The 21,355-nt window shown below is 61.0% G+C and carries 19 protein-coding genes and 2 riboswitches; of the genes, 14 read left to right on the forward strand and 5 right to left on the reverse strand.

What is annotated here, in order from left to right; translation table 11 throughout:
* The first annotated feature begins 30 nt into the window (after positions 1–30).
* Both AB7M26_RS18830 and nfuA read left to right on the forward strand, forming a co-directional pair.
* Complete coding sequence (locus AB7M26_RS18830; protein WP_454238988.1) at positions 31–2,316, forward strand: fatty acid cis/trans isomerase; 2,286 nt, start codon at positions 31–33, stop codon at positions 2,314–2,316.
* Positions 2,317–2,433: 117 nt separating this feature from the next.
* The gene (gene nfuA, locus AB7M26_RS18835) at positions 2,434–3,018 is read left to right on the forward strand and encodes a Fe-S biogenesis protein NfuA (RefSeq protein WP_007941757.1); all 585 of its coding nucleotides are present in this window, start codon (positions 2,434–2,436) and stop codon (positions 3,016–3,018) included.
* 168 nt (positions 3,019–3,186) lie between these two features.
* Here the strand turns inward: nfuA and cobM are convergent, their stop codons facing one another.
* From cobM to AB7M26_RS18855, 4 genes are all read right to left on the reverse strand, one after another.
* Positions 3,187–3,933 (reverse strand): precorrin-4 C(11)-methyltransferase, encoded by a 747-nt coding sequence (cobM, locus tag AB7M26_RS18840; RefSeq protein ID WP_063340164.1) that lies wholly within the window; start codon positions 3,931–3,933, stop codon positions 3,187–3,189.
* An 82-nt stretch (positions 3,934–4,015) separates the two neighbouring features.
* On the reverse strand, positions 4,016–4,429 hold the full coding sequence (locus tag AB7M26_RS18845; protein ID WP_007898224.1) for a cobalamin biosynthesis protein: 414 nt from the start codon (positions 4,427–4,429) through the stop codon (positions 4,016–4,018).
* A complete protein-coding gene (locus AB7M26_RS18850; protein ID WP_123495028.1) occupies positions 4,426–5,133 on the reverse strand; it encodes a CbtA family protein in 708 nt (235 codons plus the stop codon). The genes AB7M26_RS18845 and AB7M26_RS18850 overlap by 4 nt, the downstream gene beginning before the upstream one ends.
* Positions 5,134–5,144: 11 nt before the next feature.
* A complete protein-coding gene (locus AB7M26_RS18855) occupies positions 5,145–5,351 on the reverse strand; it encodes a CbtB domain-containing protein (protein WP_063340162.1) in 207 nt (68 codons plus the stop codon).
* A 121-nt stretch (positions 5,352–5,472) separates the two neighbouring features.
* Positions 5,473–5,700: riboswitch (cobalamin riboswitch) on the reverse strand.
* A 252-nt stretch (positions 5,701–5,952) separates the two neighbouring features.
* A riboswitch (cobalamin riboswitch) is annotated at positions 5,953–6,168 on the forward strand.
* Between the two features lie 101 nt (positions 6,169–6,269).
* On the opposite strand from AB7M26_RS18855, the gene cobW reads away from it, so the two are divergent.
* The 5 genes from cobW (at position 6,270) to AB7M26_RS18880 (ending at position 14,847) form a co-directional block, all read left to right on the forward strand.
* Complete coding sequence (gene cobW, locus AB7M26_RS18860; protein ID WP_429385738.1) at positions 6,270–7,337, forward strand: cobalamin biosynthesis protein CobW; 1,068 nt, start codon at positions 6,270–6,272, stop codon at positions 7,335–7,337.
* Between the two features lie 3 nt (positions 7,338–7,340).
* Complete coding sequence (cobN, locus tag AB7M26_RS18865) at positions 7,341–11,264, forward strand: cobaltochelatase subunit CobN (RefSeq protein ID WP_123495024.1); 3,924 nt, start codon at positions 7,341–7,343, stop codon at positions 11,262–11,264.
* Between the two features lie 154 nt (positions 11,265–11,418).
* Positions 11,419–12,426 (forward strand): ATP-binding protein, encoded by a 1,008-nt coding sequence (locus tag AB7M26_RS18870; protein WP_123495023.1) that lies wholly within the window; start codon positions 11,419–11,421, stop codon positions 12,424–12,426.
* Between the two features lie 119 nt (positions 12,427–12,545).
* Positions 12,546–13,091: a vWA domain-containing protein gene (locus AB7M26_RS18875; protein WP_123495022.1), complete on the forward strand. Its 546-nt coding sequence runs from the start codon at positions 12,546–12,548 to the stop codon at positions 13,089–13,091.
* A 109-nt stretch (positions 13,092–13,200) separates the two neighbouring features.
* A complete protein-coding gene (locus AB7M26_RS18880) occupies positions 13,201–14,847 on the forward strand; it encodes a phospholipase D-like domain-containing protein (protein WP_429385741.1) in 1,647 nt (548 codons plus the stop codon).
* A gap of 60 nt (positions 14,848–14,907) precedes the next feature.
* On the opposite strand, the gene AB7M26_RS18885 is transcribed toward AB7M26_RS18880, so the two are convergent.
* On the reverse strand, positions 14,908–15,357 hold the full coding sequence (locus AB7M26_RS18885; RefSeq protein ID WP_123495020.1) for a thioredoxin family protein: 450 nt from the start codon (positions 15,355–15,357) through the stop codon (positions 14,908–14,910).
* Positions 15,358–15,699: 342 nt separating this feature from the next.
* On the opposite strand from AB7M26_RS18885, the gene AB7M26_RS18890 reads away from it, so the two are divergent.
* The 7 genes from AB7M26_RS18890 (at position 15,700) to AB7M26_RS18920 (ending at position 21,331) form a co-directional block, all read left to right on the forward strand.
* Positions 15,700–16,548: a transporter substrate-binding domain-containing protein gene (locus AB7M26_RS18890; protein WP_123495018.1), complete on the forward strand. Its 849-nt coding sequence runs from the start codon at positions 15,700–15,702 to the stop codon at positions 16,546–16,548.
* A 52-nt stretch (positions 16,549–16,600) separates the two neighbouring features.
* Positions 16,601–17,263: an amino acid ABC transporter permease gene (locus AB7M26_RS18895; protein WP_123495017.1), complete on the forward strand. Its 663-nt coding sequence runs from the start codon at positions 16,601–16,603 to the stop codon at positions 17,261–17,263.
* Positions 17,264–17,271: 8 nt separating this feature from the next.
* Entirely contained in the window at positions 17,272–17,934 is a 663-nt protein-coding gene (locus tag AB7M26_RS18900; RefSeq protein ID WP_123495016.1) for an amino acid ABC transporter permease, read from the forward strand.
* A complete protein-coding gene (locus AB7M26_RS18905; protein WP_063340152.1) occupies positions 17,931–18,722 on the forward strand; it encodes an amino acid ABC transporter ATP-binding protein in 792 nt (263 codons plus the stop codon). Before AB7M26_RS18900 ends, AB7M26_RS18905 begins: the two co-directional genes overlap by 4 nt.
* A 24-nt stretch (positions 18,723–18,746) precedes the next feature.
* Positions 18,747–19,136 (forward strand): RidA family protein, encoded by a 390-nt coding sequence (locus AB7M26_RS18910; RefSeq protein ID WP_007898265.1) that lies wholly within the window; start codon positions 18,747–18,749, stop codon positions 19,134–19,136.
* A 173-nt stretch (positions 19,137–19,309) separates the two neighbouring features.
* Positions 19,310–20,074, forward strand: a complete 765-nt coding sequence (locus AB7M26_RS18915) for an IclR family transcriptional regulator (RefSeq protein ID WP_032830034.1) — start codon at positions 19,310–19,312, stop codon at positions 20,072–20,074.
* 39 nt (positions 20,075–20,113) lie between these two features.
* Positions 20,114–21,331 carry an amino acid deaminase gene (locus AB7M26_RS18920; protein WP_123495015.1) on the forward strand — a complete coding sequence of 406 codons (1,218 nt, stop codon included), beginning with the start codon at positions 20,114–20,116 and terminating at the stop codon, positions 21,329–21,331.
* Positions 21,332–21,355 lie beyond the last annotated feature (24 nt).

Here is a 21,355-nt window from a genome sequence, read left to right on the forward strand (position 1 = left end):
CGGCGTTTTCTCATGATCAGGACCAGGGATATGTCGTATCGCGTCGTCACCAGCCTATTGATGCTGTTTTTAAGCGGGGGCGCCGCTGCGCAAGGTCCGGACATTTCCTACACCCGCGACATTCAACCGACCTTCACTGAAAAGTGCGTGGCCTGCCATGCCTGCTACGACTCCGCCTGTCAGCTCAATCTGGGTAGTGGTGAAGGGGCGGCCCGAGGTGCAACCAAGGCGCCCGTTTATGATGGCGAACGCAGACAGGCCGCAGCGCCGACCCGGCTGTTTTATGACGCCTTTGGCAAACGCGCCTGGCAGCAAAAAGGCTTTTATTCTGTGCTCGACGCCCAAGGCAGCCAGGCGGCGCTGATGGCGCGGATGCTCGAACTGGGCCACAAAACCCCGTTGCAACCCAACGCCAGGTTGCCGGAAGACATCGTCCTGGGCCTGAACCGGGAGAACATGTGCGCCATGCCGGCGGAGTTCGACGGCTATGCCAGCTCTCACCCCAAAGAAGGCATGCCGCTGGCGGTCACCGGCCTGACTGATCAGCAATACCAGACATTGCAACGCTGGTTGGCCTCCGGCGCGCCGATTGATGAACAGGGCCTGGTGCCCAGCGCCAGGGAAGCCTTGCAGGTGGTGCATTGGGAAAACTTGCTCAACGCCCCGGGTGCCCGGGAAAGCCTGGTGGGACGCTGGTTGTTCGAGCACTGGTTTTTGGCGCACCTCTATTTCAAGGACGGCGAGCCGGGGCATTTCTTTCAGTGGGTACGTTCGCGCACACCGACGGGGCAGTCCATTGATTTGATCAACACTCGCCGCCCGAATGACGATCCGGGCACTCAGGTCTATTACCGTTTATGGCCGGTGCAAGGCGTGATCGTGCACAAGACCCACATCACCTATCCGCTCAGCGCGGCGAAGATGGCGCGGATCAAAAGCCTGTTCTACAGCGGCAACTGGCAGGTCAACGCGCTGCCGGGCTATGGGCCGGAACGACGGGCCAATCCGTTCACGACCTTTGAGGCCATCCCGGCTCAGGCGCGTTACCAGTTCATGCTCGATAATGCCGAATACTTTGTGCGCACCTTTATTCGTGGTCCGGTCTGCCGCGGCCAGATCGCCACCGACGTGATTCGCGACAACTTTTGGGCATTGTTCCAGGCCCCGGAGCATGACCTCTATATCACCGACCCGAATTATCGCGGCCAGGCCACGCCGTTGCTGGCGATGCCAGGGCAGAACGATGACGTCGGCAGTGTCCTGAGCCTGTGGCGCGACTACCGTGACAAACGCAACGAGTACGAAGCCTTGCGCCGGGACAGCTACGCCGACCTGCCGGCACCGAGCTGGTCGACCCTGTGGGCCGGCAATGACAACGCGCTGCTGAGCATCTTCCGGCATTTCGACAGCGCCTCGGTGAACAAAGGCCTGATCGGTGACGTTCCGCAAACCATCTGGCTGTTCGATTACCCGTTGCTGGAACGCACGTATTACCAGTTGGCAGTCAACTTCGATGTATTTGGCAACGTATCCCATCAGGCCCAAACCCGGCTGTACTTCGACCTGATTCGCAATGGTGCCGAGCAGAACTTCCTGCGCTTGATGCCGGCCGATTCACGGGACGGCTACCTCGACGATTGGTATCAGAACGGCGGCCAGCTCAAGATGTGGCTGGATTACGAGTACATCGACAACGACAAACCCACGGCACTGACGCTGGACGAGAAGGACCCGAAACGCGATTTCGCCCTGCAATTGCTGGCCCGGTACGGCGAGCTCAATGCCAATCCCGACCCGATCAACCGCTGCGACAATGCCTACTGCTCGCGACCGAACATCGACCCGGCATTGCAGAACGCCGAGCAGGCCCTGAGCCGCCTGACTTCGCGTCCGGCGGCGGGGATGAAGGTCATCGATCACTTGCCGGAAGCCACGATGCTGCGTATCGAGAGCCAAAGCGGCAAGCGCGAGATCTACAGCCTGCTGCGCAACCGGGCCCACAGCAACGTGGCGTTCCTGCTGGGGGAGTCGCGGCGCTATCAGCCGGGGCTCGATACGTTGACGATTTATCCGGGTGTACTCAGCAGCTACCCGAACTTCATGTTCAACATTCCGGCCGGCCAAGTGCCCGCTTTCGTTGATGCGATGGAAACCGCGAAGGACGCTGCCAGTTTCGAGAAAATCGTCGAACGCTGGGGCATTCGCCGCAGCCATCCACAGTTCTGGCAATATTTTCATGACCTGAGCCGCTACATCCACGACACCGACCCGGTGGAAGAGGGCGTGCTGGACATGAACCGCTACGAGAATCTTTGATGCACGAGGTGCCTGCGCTCCCACATTGGATCAGCTGCGCTTTCCCGACAAAAATACTAGGACTTTGTCCGGCGCGATGATTGGCGTAAACTGCGTCCAAGCCTGCGAGGAGTTTCCATGACCGCTATTACCATTACCGACGCCGCCCACGATTATCTGGCTGATCTGCTCTCCAAGCAGAACACCCCGGGTATCGGCATCCGCGTCTTTATCACCCAGCCTGGCACCCAGTACGCCGAAACCTGCATTGCCTACTGCAAGCCGGGCGAAGAAAAACCCGAAGACACCGCGCTGGGGCTCAAAAGCTTCACCGCGTACATCGATCACTTCAGCGAAGCCTTCCTGGACGATGCGGTAGTTGACTACGCCACCGACCGCATGGGCGGCCAACTGACCATCAAGGCGCCAAACGCCAAGGTACCGATGGTCAACGCCGACAGCCCGGTCAACGAGCGCATCAACTATTACCTGCAAACCGAGATCAACCCGGGGCTGGCCAGCCACGGCGGTCAGGTCAGCCTGATCGATGTGGTCGAAGACGGCATCGCCGTGCTGAAGTTCGGCGGCGGTTGCCAAGGCTGCGGCCAGGCAGACGTCACCTTGAAGGAAGGCATCGAGCGCACCTTGCTTGAGCGTATTCCTGAGCTCAAGGGCGTTCGTGACGTGACCGACCATACGCAGAAAGAAAACGCCTACTACTAAGGTGTTCGCTGCGACATAAAAAAACGGTGCTGTGGCGAGGGAGCTTGCTCCCGCTCGACTGCGAAGCAGTCGCAAACCAGCCGATGCATTTTTCCGTGATGAATGCGTTGGTTGATATTGGGACCGCTGCGCGGTCCAGCGGGAGCAAGCTCCCTCGCCACAAGTGCTTCAGGGCCTGTACAAATGCGCATGCCCCGCGCGATACAACGATGATTCACTGAAGTGATCGCTGCCCAACACCCGGCCCACCAGAATCAGCGCCGTCCGGCGAAATCCCTTGGCTTGAACCTTCCCGGCAATATCCGCCAGCGTCCCCACCACCCAATCCTGATCCGGCCAGGTTGCCCGATGAATCACCGCAATCGGGCAATCGGCGCCGTAGTGCGGCAGCAATTCAGCAAGGATTTTCTCCAGATGATTAACCCCCAAGTGGATCGCCATGGTCGCCCCATGCTGCGCCAGACTGCCCAGTTCTTCACCGGCGGGCATCGCGGTCTTGTCGGCGTAGCGGGTCAGAATCACGCTTTGTGACACGTCCGGCAGGGTCAGTTCAGCACCCAAAAGCGCCGCGCAGGCGGCGGTGGCGGTGACGCCGGGAATGATTTCGAAAGGGATGTCGAGTTCACGCAGGTAGCGAATCTGCTCGCCAATCGCCCCGTACAGGCTCGGATCGCCGGAGTGCACCCGGGCTACGTCCTGGCCGTTGGCATGGGCGGTCTTGATCAGCTCGATGATCTGTTCCAGGTGCAATTCGGCGCTGTTGACCACCTGTTCGGCGCGGTGGCCGTCCAGTACAGCGGCGGGCACCAGGGAGCCTGCATAGATGATGACCGGGCAGCTACGAATCAGCCGCTGGCCTTTGACGGTGATCAGTTCCGGGTCGCCGGGGCCTGCGCCAATGAAGTAGACGGTCATCGTCGTTTCCTGTCAGAAAAAGGGTATGGGCACGCTTCAGATGAAGATTGCTCATGATCGAAGGCGGGGATTATCGGGGATTTTACGCGGCGCTGGCCAATGCGAGGGTGGCCTGGGCGTATTTTTGTCGTGGAATCAGCAGCTTTGCCGGTGCTTGAGCCAATTGTTCGGCCAGTGCCAGCGCGGCACTTTCCGCTACGCCGTAACAGCCGGTGCGTTCGAACGCGATGTCCGAGTGGTGGCTGAGTTGCGGTTCATAACCGGCCAATTGTTCGCTGCTGAAATACATCAACGGCAATGCCAGCTGTTCGGCCAGTTCGATCAGGGCGGGTTCTTCGCGCTTCAGGTCAATGCTGGCCAAGGCCTTGATCTCACGGAGCTCGATTTGATGGGCCTGTAACGCTTGATCAAGCAGCGCCCGCAGCGTGCTGACGGGGCAGCCGCGCTGGCAGCCCAGGCCGACCACCAGGGTCGGCGCTGCGCTGACGTCAGTCATGCGGAGTATTGGCCATCGCTTTTGCGGCGGAACAACCAGGCGCTGATCAGGCCCAGGGCCAGCCAGAACGCCATGTTGGTCAGCTGCGAAGCGATTTTGAACTGCGCTTCCAGGGCTTGCGGCGCGAGCATCGAATGGACTTCCGGTTGAGGCGCGCCAATCACATGAGGCACGGCCAGGATCGCCACACCAAGGATCTTCATCAGCCAGTGGCGGCTGAATGCGATCAGCGCGATGCCGACTGCTGTGGACGCGGCGGTGCCAATCCACCAAATCTGCCGTTGCGCCAGATCCGCCGCGGCAGTGCCCGGCAGCTCAGGTGGCAGGCCGAGGGTGGGCGCCAGCACGAACGTCGCGTAACCGGCCAGACCCCAGAGCAGGCCCTGAGAGGTACGGCGTGGAGCGCGCAAGGTGTAGAGGCCCGCGAGCATCAGGGCGAAACCCACCGCCACCACCAGATTGCCGCCGGTGGTCGACAGCACGCGCTGCCAGCCGTCTTCCGGCTCCCAGGCTTCGGCATCGTGGGTGTGAGCGGTGACAGCTCCCGCGGCGTGCTCGTGGATTTCAACCGCGGCCGGCTCGGATTTTTCGTAGGTCTCGGCCTGCAGAATCAGCGGAGCCACCCAGAAGCTTTGCAGCAGGGTCAGCAGCAGGGCGGCCAGCAGCCCGGTGAAACCTGCGGTTTGCGCAATACGCTTGATCATGTCAGCAGGTCTCAATGGCACGGGAATGCGGCGCTGTGACGGGTATCGTGCGCGGCGTTGTGTACCGCTTCGATGTGCGAGAAACCGGCGAAATACACAAGGCTGGCGCCAAGAATCGACGCACAAAAAGCGGCGGTCAGGCGTTGGCTCAGGGTAGTGGTGGTGCTGATCGTGCTCTTTTTATCGGTGTTGCTGGCGGTGCTGCTGATGATCGACATGGCGCTTCCCTCTGGTCTGTCAGCGGGTGAATAGAGCGCATGAAAACCTCCGTACGCCGGGGCAGGCAGAGATTTCGAACAGCGCCCGCCCACCGCGGGTTTGTTATTCAGTGAACGTAAAAGTCACTTTGTGTTGCGGGCCGGTCTCCGGGCTCGCGAGGGGCAGGGCTTGTGCCCAAACCTGCAAGCATCACCTTCCCATGCCGTATGACGGGCACAGTGGATTTGACGCTTCACTCGCTTACCGTTGCGGGGGCAGCACCGGACTGACATGGCTTTAGAGTAAAGCACATGATTCACCGGTTTCCCGTTTCACCCTGTGAAGGGCACCCGTAACAAGGCGTGTAGGAGAGCATGGGCGGGGGTTGGGCGTCAATTGGCAAGGGTTCTCAACTGACACCAAATACCTGTGGCGAGGGAGCTTGCTCCCGCTCGGCTGCGAAGCAGTCGTAAAACCATGCACTGCATATCTACAGGCAGACCGCATGTATCTGATTGTGACCGCTTCGCGCTCGAACGGGAGCAAGCTCCCTCGCCACAGGCAAACCCCCACAGGTGATCACATTCTCCTATAGGACATTGACCCGCCCCCACACGATGCGTAGCCTTGCGCTTTCGAGGTTCTTCGGCGTCTGCCGAAGCTAAGAAGGGAACGCGGTCGATGCCGCGGCTGCCCCCGCAACTGTGAACGGTGATGTTCGCTGCCACGCCACTGCAAGCCCTGATCCATCAGGTTCGCGGGAAGGCGCAGCGAATGCCAGGCTGACTCGCCCGGCACACCGTCAGCCAGGAGACCTGCCTCGATACAGATTCTCACTACAACCGGGCGGGGTGATCCGGTGGCGGAACTCTTGCGCGCGTGCATCCGCCGCTGCGATTGTCGTCCCGTATGCCCGCCACCTTGCCAAAGGGCATCCGATGAAAACACTGGCCAAACTCCCTGTCACCATCGTTACCGGCTTCCTCGGCTCGGGCAAAACCACCTTGCTGCGCCACATGCTCGACAACGCCCAGGGCCGTCGCATCGCGGTGATCGTCAACGAGTTCGGCGAGCTGGGCATCGACGGCGAAATCCTTAAGCAGTGCTCGATCGGTTGTACCGAAGAAGAAGCCAACGGCCGCGTCTACGAACTGGCCAACGGCTGCCTGTGCTGCACGGTTCAGGAAGAATTCTTCCCGGTGATGCGCGAACTGGTCGCTCGTCGCGGCGACCTCGACCACATTCTGATCGAAACTTCGGGTCTGGCCCTGCCAAAACCTTTGGTTCAAGCCTTCCAGTGGCCAGAAATCCGCAGCGCCTGCACCGTTGACGCGGTGATCACCGTGGTCGACAGCCCGGCCGTCGCTGCTGGCACCTTCGCTGCGTTCCCGGATCAAGTGGATGCCCAGCGCAAACTCGACCCGAACCTGGACCACGAATCGCCGCTGCATGAGCTGTTCGCCGACCAACTGGCCAGCGCCGATCTGGTGATCCTCAACAAGGCCGACCTGATCAGCGCCGCAGACCTGGCCCGCGTGCGCCTGGAAGTCGCCGAAGAACTGCCGCCAGCGGTGAAAGTCATCGAGGCCAGCAGCGGTCGTCTGCCACTGGACGTGCTGATCGGCCTCGGTGCCGGCTCCGAAGAACACATCGACAGCCGCCACAGCCATCACGATCATCACCATGAAGGCGAAGACGATCACGATCATGACCATGACGCGTTCGATTCCATCTCCATCGAGCTGCCACAAGCCGACGAAAGCCTGCTGATGGACGCGCTGACGCAACTGGTGGTCCAGCACGGCATCCTGCGGGTCAAAGGTTTCGCGGCGGTACCGAACAAGTCGATGCGCCTGCTGATCCAGGGTGTGGGCACGCGTTTCGACAAGCACTTCGACCGTCAGTGGGGCGCTGAAGAAGCGCGCACCACCCGTCTGGTGTTGATCGGTCAGGATCTGGACGCCACTGCACTCGAAGCGCAATTGCGCGCTGCGCTCAGCGTTTAAACCATGCACCTGCTCAGGACTCAGCCCGGCGGTTTCGTGTCGGATGACAACATTGCCGACCTTGGACAAACCCCCGCCGAGCTGGTGATCCTGTGCAGCGGCGATTCCAGCCTGGCATTGCTAGCCGAAGCGGCGCAGCAGTTGCCCGACGATTACCCGAGCCTGCGCCTGGCCAATCCGATGCAGGTGCAGAATCACGCCTCGGTCGATCTCTACGTCGACGAAGTGCTGCGCCACGCCAAGGTGATTCTGATCTCGCTGCACGGCGGCATCGCCTATTGGCGTTACGGCATTGAGCGGCTTGTGGAATTGTCCGAGCGCGGTGTGCAGCTGATTCTGGTGCCGGGGGACGATCGCCCGGACCCGGAACTCAGTGACCTGAGCACCGTAACCGCGCAAGACCGCGACCGGCTCTGGCACTTCCTGCGTCAGGGCGGCATGGCCAACGCACTCGACCTGTTTCGCTGCCTCGCCAATCGCTGGCTGGATCGCGACTACTCATGGTCCGAGCCGCAAACCCTGCCACGCACGGCGATTTACCATCCGCACAAAAGCCCCGCTGAGCTGAGCGATTGGCAAGCCGACTGGCAAGCTGGTCAGCCGGTGGCGGCGGTGCTGTTTTACCGCTCGCATTTGCAGGCGGCGAACACCGGTTTCATCGATATTTTCTGCCAGCGTCTGCAGGCAGCGGGGTTGAACCCGTTACCGATTGCACTGGCCAGTTTGAAAGAGCCCGGCTGCCTGACGGTGGTTGAGGACATGCTGGATGAAGTCGAGGCGGGGGTGATTCTCAACACCACCGGTTTCGCCCAGTCCAGCCCCGAAGCGCCGCACCTGCGGCCGTTTCGCCGCAACATTCCAGTGATTCAAGCGATCTGCGCCCAGGACAATGAACCCGGTTGGCGCGCCAGCGAACAAGGCCTCGGTCCCCGCGACCTGGCGATGCACATCGCACTGCCGGAGCTGGACGGGCGGATCATCAGCCGGCCGATCAGTTTCAAGGACCTGGCCTGGCGCAGCGAGCGCAGTCAGTCAGACGTGGTCTGCTACCGGCCGCAACCTGAGCGCATGGATTTTGTCGCCGAACTGGCCCGGCGCTGGATCGATCTGGCGCGGGTGCCCAACGGCGAAAAACGCATCGCCCTGATCCTCGCCAACTACCCGACTCGCGATGGGCGTATCGGCAACGGCGTCGGCCTCGATACTCCGGCTGCGGCGTTGAACATCCTCCGAGCGCTGCACGCTGAAGGTTATCCGCTGCCGGCTGAATTGCCAGGCACCGGCACCGCGCTGATCCAGCAATTGCTCGGCGGCGTCAGCAACGACCTCGACACCCTCGATCAGCGTCCCTGTCATCAAAGCCTCGCGCTGGACGACTACAACCTGATGTTCAACGCGCTGCCCGAGGCCAATCGTCAGGCGGTGCTGGAGCGTTGGGGCTCGGCCGAAAACGATCCGATGTTCCGTGGCGGGCGAATGATGATTGCTGGTCTGCGCTTCGGCCTGACCTTTGTTGGCATTCAACCGGCCCGGGGTTATCAGGTTGACCCGAGCGCGGTCTATCACGACCCCGACCTGGTGCCGCCTCACGGTTATCTGGCGTTCTACTTCTGGTTGCGCAACACCTACGGCGCTCACGGCGTGATCCATGTGGGCAAGCACGGCAACCTCGAATGGCTGCCGGGCAAAGGCGTCGGGCTGTCGGAAAACTGCTGGCCGGACGCCTTGCTCGGGCCGCTGCCGAACATCTATCCGTTTATCGTCAATGACCCGGGCGAGGGCGCCCAGGCCAAACGCCGTACGCAGGCTGTGATCATCGATCACCTGATGCCGCCGCTGACCCGCGCCGAAACCTACGGTCCGCTGCGCAATCTCGAATTGTTGGCCGACGAATATTACGAAGCGCAATTGCTCGATCCGCGCCGCGCCCGGGAACTGCAGCGCGACATTCTGCAATTGGTGCGCGACACGCACATCGACCGTGAACTGCAACTGGACGAGAAACTCGACAGCGATGCCGATGCGGCGATCTGGTTACCGCGCCTGGACACGTACCTGTGCGACTTGAAGGAGTCGCAGATCCGCGATGGTCTGCACGTGTTTGGCGAGTCGCCAGTGGGGCGGTTGCGCATCGACACCTTATTGGCCTTGCTGCGGATTCCGCGCGGCGATGGCCGTGGGGCGCAATCGAGTTTGTTGCGGGCGCTGGCCAAGGCGTTTGCGTTGGGCTTCGATCCGCTGGATTGCGTTTTGGCCGAGCCCTGGAGCGGCCCTCGACCGGAGGCATTGCTGTCGGTCAGCGATGAACTGTGGCGTACGGCGGGGGATACCCGTGAACGTCTGGAGTTGTTCGCCGCGCAGGTGATTGAACAGACTTTGAGTCCCGAGGCCGAGCTACTGAACCATCCTCAAGCCATGCCCGGCCCCGGTGGGAGCGAGCCACTGTGGCGAGGGAGCTTGCTCCCGTTGGGTCGCGAAGCGGCCCCAAAAAATGGGACTGCTGCGCAGTCCAACGGGAGCAAGCTCCCTCGCCACAAAGGCCCGTTCCCACAGGAGGGTGATTGGTCGGAAGTGAGTGCGATCATCAACAGCCTGCGCGAAGTCGTTGCCCCGCGTCTGGACGCCTGCGGCCCAGCGGAAATGCGCGGCCTGCTGGATGCCCTCAGTGGTCGATTCGTCCCGGCCGGGCCTAGCGGCGCGCCGAGTCGCGGCCGTCTGGACGTGCTGCCTACCGGGCGCAATTTCTATTCGGTGGATGTGCGCAACCTGCCGACCACCACCGCGTGGCGCATCGGTTTCCAGTCCGCGAACCTGATTCTTGAGCGGCACTTGCAGGACCACGGCGATCACCTGCGTCAGCTCGGTCTGTCGGTTTGGGGCACCGCGACCATGCGCACCGGCGGCGATGACATCGCCCAGGCCATGGCGCTGATGGGCGTGCGTCCGGTCTGGGCGACTGGCAGCCAGCGGGTCGACGATTTCGAGATTCTGCCGTTGAGTTTGCTGGACCGTCCACGGGTGGACGTGACCTTGCGCGTCTCCGGATTTTTCCGCGATGCCTTTGCCAACCTGATCCGGCTGTTCGACGCCGCCGTGCAAGCGGTCGCCGCACTGGATGAGCCGGACGATCTCAACCCGTTGGCGGCCAAGGTCCGCGCCGAGCGGCAAGCGTTGCTGGAGTCCGGTCTGGATGAAGACGCTGCGCGGCGGCAAGCCGGCTGGCGCATCTTCGGGGCCAAACCGGGTGCTTACGGAGCAGGCGTGCAGGGCGCCATCGACGGTCGTTTGTGGCAAAGCCGTGAAGATTTGGCCCAGGTTTACCTGAACTGGGGCGGCTACGCTTACGGCGGCTCTGACGAAGGCACCGTCGCCCGCGAACAGTTCGCCCAGCGTTTGAGCCAGGTGCAGGCGGTGCTGCAAAACCAGGACAACCGTGAACACGACTTGCTCGATTCCAACGACTATTACCAGTTCCAGGGAGGCATGCTGGCAGCCGTCGAAAGCCTCAGCGGTGAAGCGGCGGCCAGTTACCATGGCGACCACAGTCAGCCGGATTTGCCGAAGATCCGCACGTTGAAGGAAGAGCTTAACCGGGTGATTCGTTCCCGGGCAGCCAATCCGAAATGGATCGACGGGGTCAAGCGTCATGGCTATAAAGGCGCGTTCGAACTGGCGGCGACGGTCGATAACCTGTTTGCGTTCGACGCCACCACGCAGCTGATCGACGACCACCAATATGCGTTGCTGGCGGACGCCTATTTGCTCGATCCGGCAACCCGGGACTTTGTCCGCGAACACAATCCCCATGCCTTGCGTGACATGACCGAACGCATGCTCGAAGCGCAGCAGCGGGGGCTGTGGAAAGAACCGGGCGAGTACCGCGAGGCGCTGGAGAATTTGTTGCTGGATATAGAAGAAGACGGCTAAATCTGTGGCATCGCTAACCTGTGGGAGCGTGGCTTGCCCGCGAAGAGGCCCTCACAATCAACATTGATTTCGACTGAGCGGACGCCTTCGCGGGCAAGCCACGCTCCCACAGGTCCAAGGTGTGCCTGCCACCGACCATGACTGAGATTTGAAAATGACCGACACCCCCCATTTCCCGCTCTCCGCCGTGGTCGGCGCCGATGACTTGAAGCTCGCGCTATACCTGACCGCCATCGACCCTAAAATCGGTGGCGTGCTGATCGAGGGTCCGCGCGGCATGGCCAAATCGACCCTGGCCCGAGGCTTGGCGGACCTGTTGGCCAGCGGTCAATTCGTCACCTTGCCTCTGGGCGCCACCGAAGAACGATTGGTGGGCACCCTCGATCTCGACGCGGCCTTGAGCGAAGGTCGCGCACAGTTTTCCCCCGGCGTACTGGCCAAGGCCGACGGCGGCGTGTTGTATGTCGATGAAGTCAATCTGCTGCCCGATCACCTCGTGGACCTGCTGCTCGATGTGGCCGCCAGCGGCACCAACCTGATCGAGCGCGACGGGATTTCCCATCGGCATTCGGCGAAGTTTGTGCTGATCGGCACCATGAACCCGGAAGAGGGCGAGCTGCGTCCGCAATTGCTCGACCGCTTTGGTTTGAATGTCGCCCTCAGTGGCCACACCGCACCCGTCGAGCGCGGTCAGATCATCCGTCGTCGACTGGATTTCGACAGCGACCCGCAAGGGTTCTGCGCCGAGTGGGAAAGCCAGCAACACGCACTGCGCGAGCGCTGCCAAAAGGCGCGCTCGGCACTGGCGAACATTCCCCTCGACGATGCCGCGCTGGCGCAGATAACCGAGCGCTGCTTTGCTGCCGGCGTCGATGGCCTGCGGGCCGATCTGGTCTGGCTACGTGCAGCTCGGGCTCATGCCGCCTGGCGCGGAGCGAATGCCATTGGCGAAGAAGATATCGACGCGGTCGCCGAGTTTGCCTTGCGCCATCGTCGTCGCGAACACTCGCCACCAGCGCCGCACCAATCACCCGCAGCGCAGCCACCTTCCAATCAGAACGCCAACCCGAGCGAAGGTCAGGGCCAGTGGGGCGAAATGCCCGCCCAGGCGCTGCCGGTCGGCGCTCGACGTGAAGTGCCGAGCTGGCCAAAAAAGCCCTAGGCATTCGCCCTCGATCGGACGCGGGGGCGAATGCCAGACCCCGCGCAGGACGGCTGGATCACGGTAAACAGGGCAAACGTCACGCGGCCCTGAGCGGATCGATCAATTGGCCCGGCACCTTGCTCAACGGCCGACCGCGTCAACGCGACGATGTGCTGTTTCACCTGCGCACCCGCAGCCCTCATGAATTATGGCTGGTGATCGTCGATGCCTCGGCCTCGACCCGACGTCATCAAGCGTTGAGCGATGCCAAAGGCTTGCTGGCGCAACTGTTCGACGATGCCTATCGGCAGCGCGCGCGGCTGGCGTTGCTGACCGCCAGCGGTCATATGCCGAAGTGGCAAGTGCAAGGGTTGAAAGCCTCCGCTGGCTTGCGCGACTGGCTCGACGGGCTCGGGGCCGGCGGCGGTACGCCGATGCTGGCGGCGTTGGGCGAGGCAGGGCGCTGGTTGGCGGCTCGGCAAAAACGTTTTCCCGCTGAACAGCAAAGGCTGTTGCTGGTGACGGATGGACGGGTGAAGGAATGGTCAGCGTTGCCGGCGCTGGAGTGTCCAGGGCTGCTGATCGACATCGAGCGCGGGCCGATTCATCTTGGTCGGGCAAAGGTGTTGGCGACGCAGTTGCAGGTTGATTATCGACATATCGATGAGCTGATTTCAGGTTGAGTTTGGTGTTGATAGTGCTCGCGAAGGCATCACCTCGGAATCGGATAATTGCGGTTAGTCCGCATCGCTACCCTATGCTCTGTAAGCAAGACAATCACAGGAGTGACCCATGCGCGTTCTAGCCCGCAACGATCAGGACGATTTCCGCGTCAAAGCCTACGCTGGCACCAACGGCGTGTTGCTGGCGATCGACCTGGCCGAACCCCGCCGCAAAGGCCTGCTGGGTTTCGCCATCGAAAAACAGCAAGGCAGCAAACCCTGGCTGTTCTTATTCAACAGCCTGACCTTCCCCGGCAAGGCTCATACGTTCCCCCAGTTTCACGCCACCCCCAGCGATACCGCGCCATTGCAGAAATTTCGCTGGGCCGATTACGCGGTCAATCCGGGCGTGACGATTCATTATCGGGTTCACTTGGCCTACGGCACCGCCGATGCGCCGCAGCTGGGTGAGTTTCTGGAAGTGACGCTCACCACCGACAATGGCCTTCCAGCGGGCCAGAGCGTCATCTTCAACCGGGCGGTGGCCGCGAGTCAGGCCTTTCAGCGCAAATTCGCCGACCTCGATGCGCTGCTCAGCGCCAACAAGAAACTCCCCATCGAAGAATGGCCCGACGCTCCGCGGCAATGGTTGGAAAACGGTCTGCTCACACGCTTGCTGGGGTTCATCGAACGGGCCGAGGATGGCCGGTGGGCGCTGGACATCGCGATCTATGAGTACCAGCTGAAGGTGATCGTCGATGCGGTGAACGCTGCGTTTGAGCGCGGCGTAAAGGTTCGGGTCCTGTACCACGCCCAACCGGACGAAGACACCACGGCGATGAACGAAGCCAGCCTGGAAAAAATCCCGGCGGCGAACAAGCGCGGGCGAGTCACGCATAACATATTCCACAACAAGTTCATGGTCCTGAGCCGGCTCGACGCAGCGGGGCAGCATCAGCCCGAAGCGGTGCTCTGTGGCAGCACCAACTTCACTCCCAACGGTGTTTATCGTCAGGCCAACGTGGTGCATGTGCTGGACGACGCCCGGATCGGCGCCAGTTATCTGCAAACCTTCGAGCAGGTCTGGGCCGACCCGACGGATGTCGGCGCCACACGGGAATGGCTCACGGAAAACAATCCGATGCAGCCGGAGCAGGCACTGTTCGCCGGCTTCTCACCGCGCTCGGGCCAGGGCGACTTGCGTGAGTTCGTCGACATCATCAACGCCGCCAAAAAAGACCTGCTGTTTGTCACCGCGTTCGCCTTGCCGGACGAAGTGCTCAACGCCTTGCTCGGCCTGCCCCACGACGACATCTTGCGTTACGGCCTGCAAAACACCGTTAGCAGCATCACCGGTTTCCACGCGGATCGCACCGCTCAATTTGCCGCCACCGCGCTGCTCAATACCGGCCTGGAAGGCTGGCTCAAGGAAAACATGAAAGGCCAGAAGGGCAGACTGCTGGTGCACACCAAAGCCATCGTCGTCGACTTCACCAGCGACGCACCGACGATCATCAGCGGCAGCCACAACCTGAGTGAGGCGGCCAGTAACGGCAATGACGAGAACTACCTGATCATCCGTGGCGACACCGACCTGGCCGATCGTTACGGGCTGGAACTGCTGCGCTTTTACGAGCATTACCGGTTCCGCTACTTCGCAAAAAAACTGGCGCTCAAGCAGGTCCGACCGTTGGCGCCGGATGACAGCTGGACCGATGACTATTACCGTGAGGGTGATCTGCGCATGTTGTCGCGGTTGCGTTTTGCCGGACGATAAACAGTCTGGCGGGCTTCCTGTGGGAGCGAGCCTGCTCGCGATAGCGGTCTGTCAGACGACTCAAACATGACCCAGCCAGCGCACATTCAACAGCTCTCGTGCCCGAGGCGCGGTGCATAAAGTGCTGAGGGTTTTCTGCAACCACGGCAAGTCGTGGCGGGGTTTGCGGGCAACCTGTTTGGGCCTGAGCTTGCCGATGTGCTTTTTGAAATTTTCTTCCAGGGTTTCCCGGGTTCCGATTCCCTTGAGCTTCTTCAGCAGCTTCCCCTCCTTGTAGAACAACACCGTGGGCGTGCCGGTGACTTCCGGATGCCTGGGGGACTCGCTCGTACTCAGCATGTAGACCTGCGCGTGATCCTTATACTGCTCGGCAATCGTGCGGAAAACCGGCTCGGCCATTTCGCAGGCGTAACAGTTTTTATTGCCGAAATACAGAATGACCGGGCGCCAGGTTTTCAGGGCTTTGCGATAGGCTGGAGCCAGCGTTGATGGGGGAGTCATCGAACTCATTGAAATCTCCTTTTCAAAGACTATCGAAGGCCTGTTGACGTTAAAGGAGGCAAGCAGGTGGGTCTACTGTCAGAAATTACAGGTAGGGCTCTGCTTCATTTTGAATCGCTATGGCTTCAGATGTGGTGCAAGTACTCGAGCGTTGTGTCCCACGGTAGCGTTCTCTTATTTGTGCGTTTCGTAACACCTTCCTCGCGCTCACGCGCATCCATCTGATTCAAAACACTTTCCAGACTCCCCGAGATTCCGCCCACAACCTGTGGCACACTTTCTGCTGTCTATTCCGTTGTTACATACCTACTTCCGGTATAGCGGAATAAACATCACCCTGGAGTGCTTGCCATGCATCGCCGACCTTCGTTGTTTAAAGCGTGTGTTTTTCTGTTCGCGGCTTCGGCCGCTGTCATGGGTGTCGCCCAAGCGGCAGACAGCAAGCTCGACAGCGTGCTGGCCCGTGGGAAATTGATCGTGGGCACGGGCAGTACTAATGCGCCGTGGCACTTCCAGGGCGCGGATGGCAAGTTGCAGGGATTCGATATTGATATCGCGCGGATGGTGGCCAAAGGGTTGTTCAACGACCCGAGCAAGGTCGAGTTCGTGGTGCAGTCGTCCGATGCGCGGATTCCCAATCTGCTGACCGACAAGGTCGACATGAGTTGCCAGTTCATCACCGTGACCGCCAGCCGTGCACAGCAAGTGGCGTTCACCCTGCCGTACTACCGCGAAGGCGTCGGCCTGTTGCTGCCGGCCAACAGCAAGTACAAGGAAATCGACGACCTGAAGGCCGCCGGCGATGGCGTTATCGTGGCGGTGCTGCAGAACGTGTACGCCGAGGAACTGGTGCATCAGGCGTTGCCCAAGGCCAAGGTCGATCAATACGACAGCGTGGATTTGATGTATCAGGCCGTGAACTCCGGCCGTGCCGATGCCGCGGCCACCGATCAGTCGTCGGTGAAATACCTGATGGTGCAGAACCCTGGTCGCTATCGCAGTCCGGCTTATGCCTGGAGCCCGCAAACCTACTCCTGTGCAGTCAAGCGCGGCGATCAGGACTGGTTGAACTTCGTCAACACCGTCCTGCATGAAGGCATGACCGGTGTTGAGTTCCCGACGTATGCGGCGTCGTTCAAGCAGTGGTTCGGTGTCGACCTCCCTACACCTGCAATCGGTTTCCCCGCTGAATTCAAATGATCCCGTGAGAGCGGGGCGGTTTTAAATCGCCCCGCTCAAGGTACTGCTGACCATGAACTATCAGTTGAATTTTGCCGCCGTCTGGCGCGACTTCGACACCTTGTTGGCGGGGCTCGGTCTGGGCCTTGAGTTGGCGCTGGTGTCGATCGCCATCGGCTGCGTGATCGGCCTGCTGATGGCGTTTGCATTGCTGTCAAAGCACCGCCCGTTGCGGGTGCTGGCGTCGGTGTATGTGACGGTGATCCGTAATACGCCGATCCTGGTGTTGATCCTGTTGATCTACTTCGCGTTGCCGAGCCTGGGGATTCGTCTGGACAAGATCCCCTCGTTCATCATCACCCTGTCGCTGTATGCCGGGGCGTACCTGACCGAAGTGTTCCGCGGCGGGTTGTTGAGCATTCCCAAGGGGCTACGTGAAGCCGGCCTGGCCATCGGGCTCGGTGAGTGGCAGGTCAAGGCGTACATCACCGTGCCGGTGATGCTGCGCAATGTGCTGCCGGCCCTGTCGAACAACTTCATTTCGCTGTTCAAGGACACCTCGCTGGCGGCGGCGATTGCCGTGCCGGAGCTGACCTATTACGCGCGCAAGATCAATGTCGAGAGCTACCGGGTGATCGAAACCTGGCTGGTGACCACAGCGCTCTATGTTGCGGCCTGTTACCTCATTGCCATGATGCTGCGTTACCTCGAGCAGCGTCTGGCGATTCGCCGATAGGAGCCCCCATGTACGAATCTCCCAGTTGGATGCATGAGTTATGGGTGGCGCGGGAAGTCCTGTGGCAAGGCTTTCTGACCAGTGTGCAGTGCTCGGCGCTGGCGATTTTACTGGGCACGCTGGTCGGCATCGTTGCCGGTCTGGTGCTCACCTACGGCACGTTCTGGATGCGCGCGCCGTTCCGGTTTTACGTCGACATCATTCGCGGCACGCCGGTGTTTGTATTGGTGTTGGCCTGCTTTTACATGGCGCCGGCATTGGGCTGGCAAATCAGCGCATTCGGCGCCGGCACCTTGGGGCTGACGCTGTTTTGCGGCTCCCACGTTGCCGAGATTGTGCGCGGTGCATTGCAAGCGCTGCCCAGTGGCCAGATGGAAGCGAGCAAGGCCATCGGCCTGACGTTTTACCAGGCGCTGGGCTACGTGTTGTTGCCCCAGGCGTTGCGGCAGATCTTGCCGACCTGGGTCAACTCGTCCACCGAGATCGTCAAGGCCTCGACGCTGTTGTCGGTGATCGGCGTCGCCGAATTGCTGCTCAGCACCCAACAGATCATCGCCCGGACGTTCATGACCCTGGAGTTTTACTTGTTCGCCGGTTTGCTGTTTTTCGTCATCAACTACGCCATCGAATTACTCGGCCGGCACATTGAAAAGCGGGTGGCTTTGCCATGACACAAGCTCAAGTTTCGACACAGAATCAAGCGCTGCTGGACATCCGCGGCCTGCACAAACAATACGGCCAGCTCGAAGTGCTCAAGGGCGTCGACCTGACGATGCAGCGTGGCAACGTGGTCACGCTGATCGGCTCCAGCGGCTCGGGCAAGACCACGCTGCTGCGCTGCGTGAACATGCTCGAAGAGTTCCAGGGCGGGCAGATTCTGCTCGATGGCGAATCCATCGGCTATCACGAGGTCAACGGCAAGCGCGTGCGTCATCCGGAAAAAGTCATCGCCCGCCATCGCGCCATGACCGGCATGGCGTTCCAGCAATTCAACCTGTTCCCGCACCTCACCGCGTTGCAGAACGTTACCCTCGGTTTGCTCAAGGTCAAAAAGCTGCACAAGGATGAAGCCGTGGCGCTGGCAGAAAAATGGCTGGAGCGGGTTGGCCTGCTGGAACGTCGCGATCATTACCCCGGTCAGTTGTCTGGCGGCCAGCAACAGCGCGTGGCGATTGCCCGGGCGATTGCGATGAACCCGAGCCTGATGCTGTTCGATGAAGTCACCTCGGCCCTCGACCCGGAACTGGTGGGCGAAGTGCTGAACGTGATCAAGGGCTTGGCCGAGGACGGCATGACCATGCTGCTGGTGACCCACGAAATGCGCTTTGCCTTCGAGGTCTCGGACAAGATCGTGTTCATGAATCAAGGGCGGATCGAAGAGCAGGGGCCGCCCAAGGAACTGTTCGAACGCCCACAGTCGCCGCGTCTGGCGGAATTTCTCAAGAACACGCGCTTTTAACTTTTTCAATCAGGAGAAACACTCATGAGCATTACTCGTTACGGCACCGGCAGCACCGCCGGTGGCGGCCAGCCCCGTCCTTTCGCCCGCGCCGTCGAAGCCGATGGCTGGCTGCACGTGTCTGGCCAGGTGCCGGCGCTGGATGGCGAAATCATCGTGGGCGGGATTGTCGAGCAGACTCACCAGACCATGAAAAACCTGATCGCGATTCTGGAGGAGGCTGGTTACGGGCTCGAAGACGTAGTCCGTACGGGCGTGTGGCTGGAAGACCCGCGGGATTTCTGGAGTTTCAACAAAGTTTTTTCCGAGTACTTCAAAAGCGAACACGCCCCGGCGAGGGCCTGCGTGCAGGCGAACATGATGGTCGATTGCAAGGTCGAGATTGATTGCATCGCGTACAAGAAAAAGGCCTGAACCGAGTCGCGCCCATCGCGGGCAAGCCACGCTCCCACAGGGATTGAAGGTGTGTCTGCAATCTGTGGCAGCACATAGAACCCTGTGGGAGCTGGCTTGCCCGCGAAGGCGGCCTTACAGTCGCCACCGGACTCTGGGTAAACTCCCGGCACTCTGAATGGGAACCGAATGAAATGACCGAAGACACCATCAAGCGCCGGGCTCGCGGTCTGGACCGGGCGTTCGATATTCTCGATTTCCTCAAGGAAATCGGCCAGCCCCTGCGCCCGAATGAAATCGCCAGCGGCATCGGCAGCCCGAAATCGACGGTCTACGAACTGGTCGCCTCCTTGTTGGAGCGGCGTATTCTCGAACCTGTGGGCAAGGACGGTCACGTTTACCTCGGTCGTCAGCTGTACTTCCTCGGGCAGGCGCATTTGCGCCATTTCGACCTGACCCGCGAGGCCGATCTTGCCTTGCAAGAGATCGTCAGCCAGACCCGTGAAACCGCGCAGATGTGCCTGCTCAACGGGCGCAAATACACCGTGGCGTTGATGAAAGAGGGCGAGCGGCATTTTCGCATTTCCTCGGACATCGGCGAGAACGCGCCGATCCCCTGGACCGCTTCCGGGCGCCTGCTGCTGGCGCATCTGAGCGATCAGCAGATTGTCGACTTGATCGACCCGGACGACTTCATCCTGCCCGACGGCGAACGTTTGCCGCTGGAGCGGTTTCTCGAGGAAATTCGCCAGGCCGGTATCGATGGGTTCTTTTCCTTCGATAGCGTCGCTGACACCTTTACCCATTGCTTCGCCGCCCCGGTCAAAGACCCGAACGGCGTGGCCATCGCAACCCTGTGCATCGTCGCCCCAAGGGCCGATGCGAAGAACAATTACAACGACTATCGTCGGGTGCTGATCGACAGCGCCAACAGCCTCGCCCGGCGTATCAACGAATAACAGCGGCTGCCTGCGGCCGCGAGTGTGAGGAGATCGACCATGTATTCCGCCAAAAATACTGCCGCCGTGGAAAAGGGCTTTGCCCATACAGGCGCCAATCTTGTGCGCGACGTCAGCCTGCCTGCGCTGGTGCTGCACCGCGACGCGCTGGAGCACAACATTCGCTGGATGCAGGACTTCGTCAGCAACAGCGGCGCGGAACTGGCGCCCCACGGCAAAACCAGCATGACCCCGGCGCTGTTTCGCCGCCAACTGGACGCCGGTGCCTGGGGCATCACTCTGGCCAGCGCCACGCAAACCCGCGCGGCTTACGCCCATGGCGTGCATCGGGTGCTGATGGCCAACCAATTGGTCGGCACGCCGAACATGGCGCTGATCGCCGATCTGTTGGCAGACCCGACCTTCGATTTCTATTGCATGGTCGATCATCCGGATAACGTCGCGGACCTCGGTGCGTATTTCGCCTCGCGCGGGGTGCGCTTGAACGTGATGATCGAGTACGGCGTGGTCGGCGGGCGTTGCGGTTGCCGCACCGAAGCCGAAGTGCTGGCGCTGGCCAAGGCGATTGCGGCGCAACCGGCATTGGCGCTGACCGGCATCGAGGGGTACGAAGGAGTGATTCACGGCGATCACGCGGTGAGCGGCATCCGTGCGTTCGCTGATTCTTTGGTGCGCCTGGCGGTGCAATTGCAGGACAGCGGCGCGTTCGCCATTGCCAAGCCGATCATCACGGCGTCGGGTTCGGCCTGGTACGACTTGATCGCTGAATCCTTCGAAGCGCAGAACGCCGGCGGGCGCTTCCTCAGTGTGCTGCGGCCCGGCAGCTACGTGGCCCATGACCATGGCATCTACAAAGAAGCGCAATGCTGCGTGCTCGACCGTCGCAGCGACCTGCACGAAGGTTTGCGCCCGGCGCTGGAAGTCTGGGCGCATGTGCAGTCGTTGCCTGAACCGGGTTTTGCGGTGATCGCCCTGGGCAAGCGCGACGTCGCTTATGACGCCGGTTTACCAGTGCCATTGCTGCGTTACAAGGCCGGTGTAGTGCCGGCAATCGGCGAGGATGTGAGTGCCTGCAAGGTGACAGCGGTGATGGACCAGCATGCATTCATGACCGTTGCGCCAGGGGTTGAGTTGCGGGTGGGCGATATCATTTCGTTCGGTACTTCGCACCCGTGCCTGACGTTCGACAAATGGCGCATCGGGTGTCTGGTGGATGAGCAGTTGAATGTCATCGAAACCATGGAAACCTGTTTCTAAGGTTTAGACCGAGGCGGGGCTATC

It is taken from the genome of Pseudomonas sp. F-14 TE3482, assembly GCF_053629455.1.

Bases quoted from the DNA above. Each gene is read 5' to 3' on its own strand.
- AB7M26_RS18900 (WP_123495016.1), top strand. From the start codon at position 17,272: ATGTACGAATCTCCCAGTTGGATGCATGAGTTATGGGTGGCGCGGGAA.
- AB7M26_RS18915 (WP_032830034.1), top strand. From the start codon at position 19,310: ATGACCGAAGACACCATCAAGCGCCGGGCTCGCGGTCTGGACCGGGCG.
- cobN (WP_123495024.1), top strand. From the start codon at position 7,341: ATGCACCTGCTCAGGACTCAGCCCGGCGGTTTCGTGTCGGATGACAAC.
- AB7M26_RS18845 (WP_007898224.1), bottom strand. From the start codon at position 4,429: ATGACTGACGTCAGCGCAGCGCCGACCCTGGTGGTCGGCCTGGGCTGC.
- AB7M26_RS18895 (WP_123495017.1), top strand. From the start codon at position 16,601: ATGAACTATCAGTTGAATTTTGCCGCCGTCTGGCGCGACTTCGACACC.
- AB7M26_RS18890 (WP_123495018.1), top strand. From the start codon at position 15,700: ATGCATCGCCGACCTTCGTTGTTTAAAGCGTGTGTTTTTCTGTTCGCG.
- AB7M26_RS18905 (WP_063340152.1), top strand. From the start codon at position 17,931: ATGACACAAGCTCAAGTTTCGACACAGAATCAAGCGCTGCTGGACATC.
- AB7M26_RS18870 (WP_123495023.1), top strand. From the start codon at position 11,419: ATGACCGACACCCCCCATTTCCCGCTCTCCGCCGTGGTCGGCGCCGAT.
- AB7M26_RS18850 (WP_123495028.1), bottom strand. From the start codon at position 5,133: ATGATCAAGCGTATTGCGCAAACCGCAGGTTTCACCGGGCTGCTGGCC.
- AB7M26_RS18910 (WP_007898265.1), top strand. From the start codon at position 18,747: ATGAGCATTACTCGTTACGGCACCGGCAGCACCGCCGGTGGCGGCCAG.
- AB7M26_RS18920 (WP_123495015.1), top strand. From the start codon at position 20,114: ATGTATTCCGCCAAAAATACTGCCGCCGTGGAAAAGGGCTTTGCCCAT.
- AB7M26_RS18885 (WP_123495020.1), bottom strand. From the start codon at position 15,357: ATGAGTTCGATGACTCCCCCATCAACGCTGGCTCCAGCCTATCGCAAA.
- AB7M26_RS18830 (WP_454238988.1), top strand. From the start codon at position 31: ATGTCGTATCGCGTCGTCACCAGCCTATTGATGCTGTTTTTAAGCGGG.
- cobM (WP_063340164.1), bottom strand. From the start codon at position 3,933: ATGACCGTCTACTTCATTGGCGCAGGCCCCGGCGACCCGGAACTGATC.
- cobW (WP_429385738.1), top strand. From the start codon at position 6,270: ATGAAAACACTGGCCAAACTCCCTGTCACCATCGTTACCGGCTTCCTC.
- nfuA (WP_007941757.1), top strand. From the start codon at position 2,434: ATGACCGCTATTACCATTACCGACGCCGCCCACGATTATCTGGCTGAT.
- AB7M26_RS18880 (WP_429385741.1), top strand. From the start codon at position 13,201: ATGCGCGTTCTAGCCCGCAACGATCAGGACGATTTCCGCGTCAAAGCC.
- AB7M26_RS18855 (WP_063340162.1), bottom strand. From the start codon at position 5,351: ATGTCGATCATCAGCAGCACCGCCAGCAACACCGATAAAAAGAGCACG.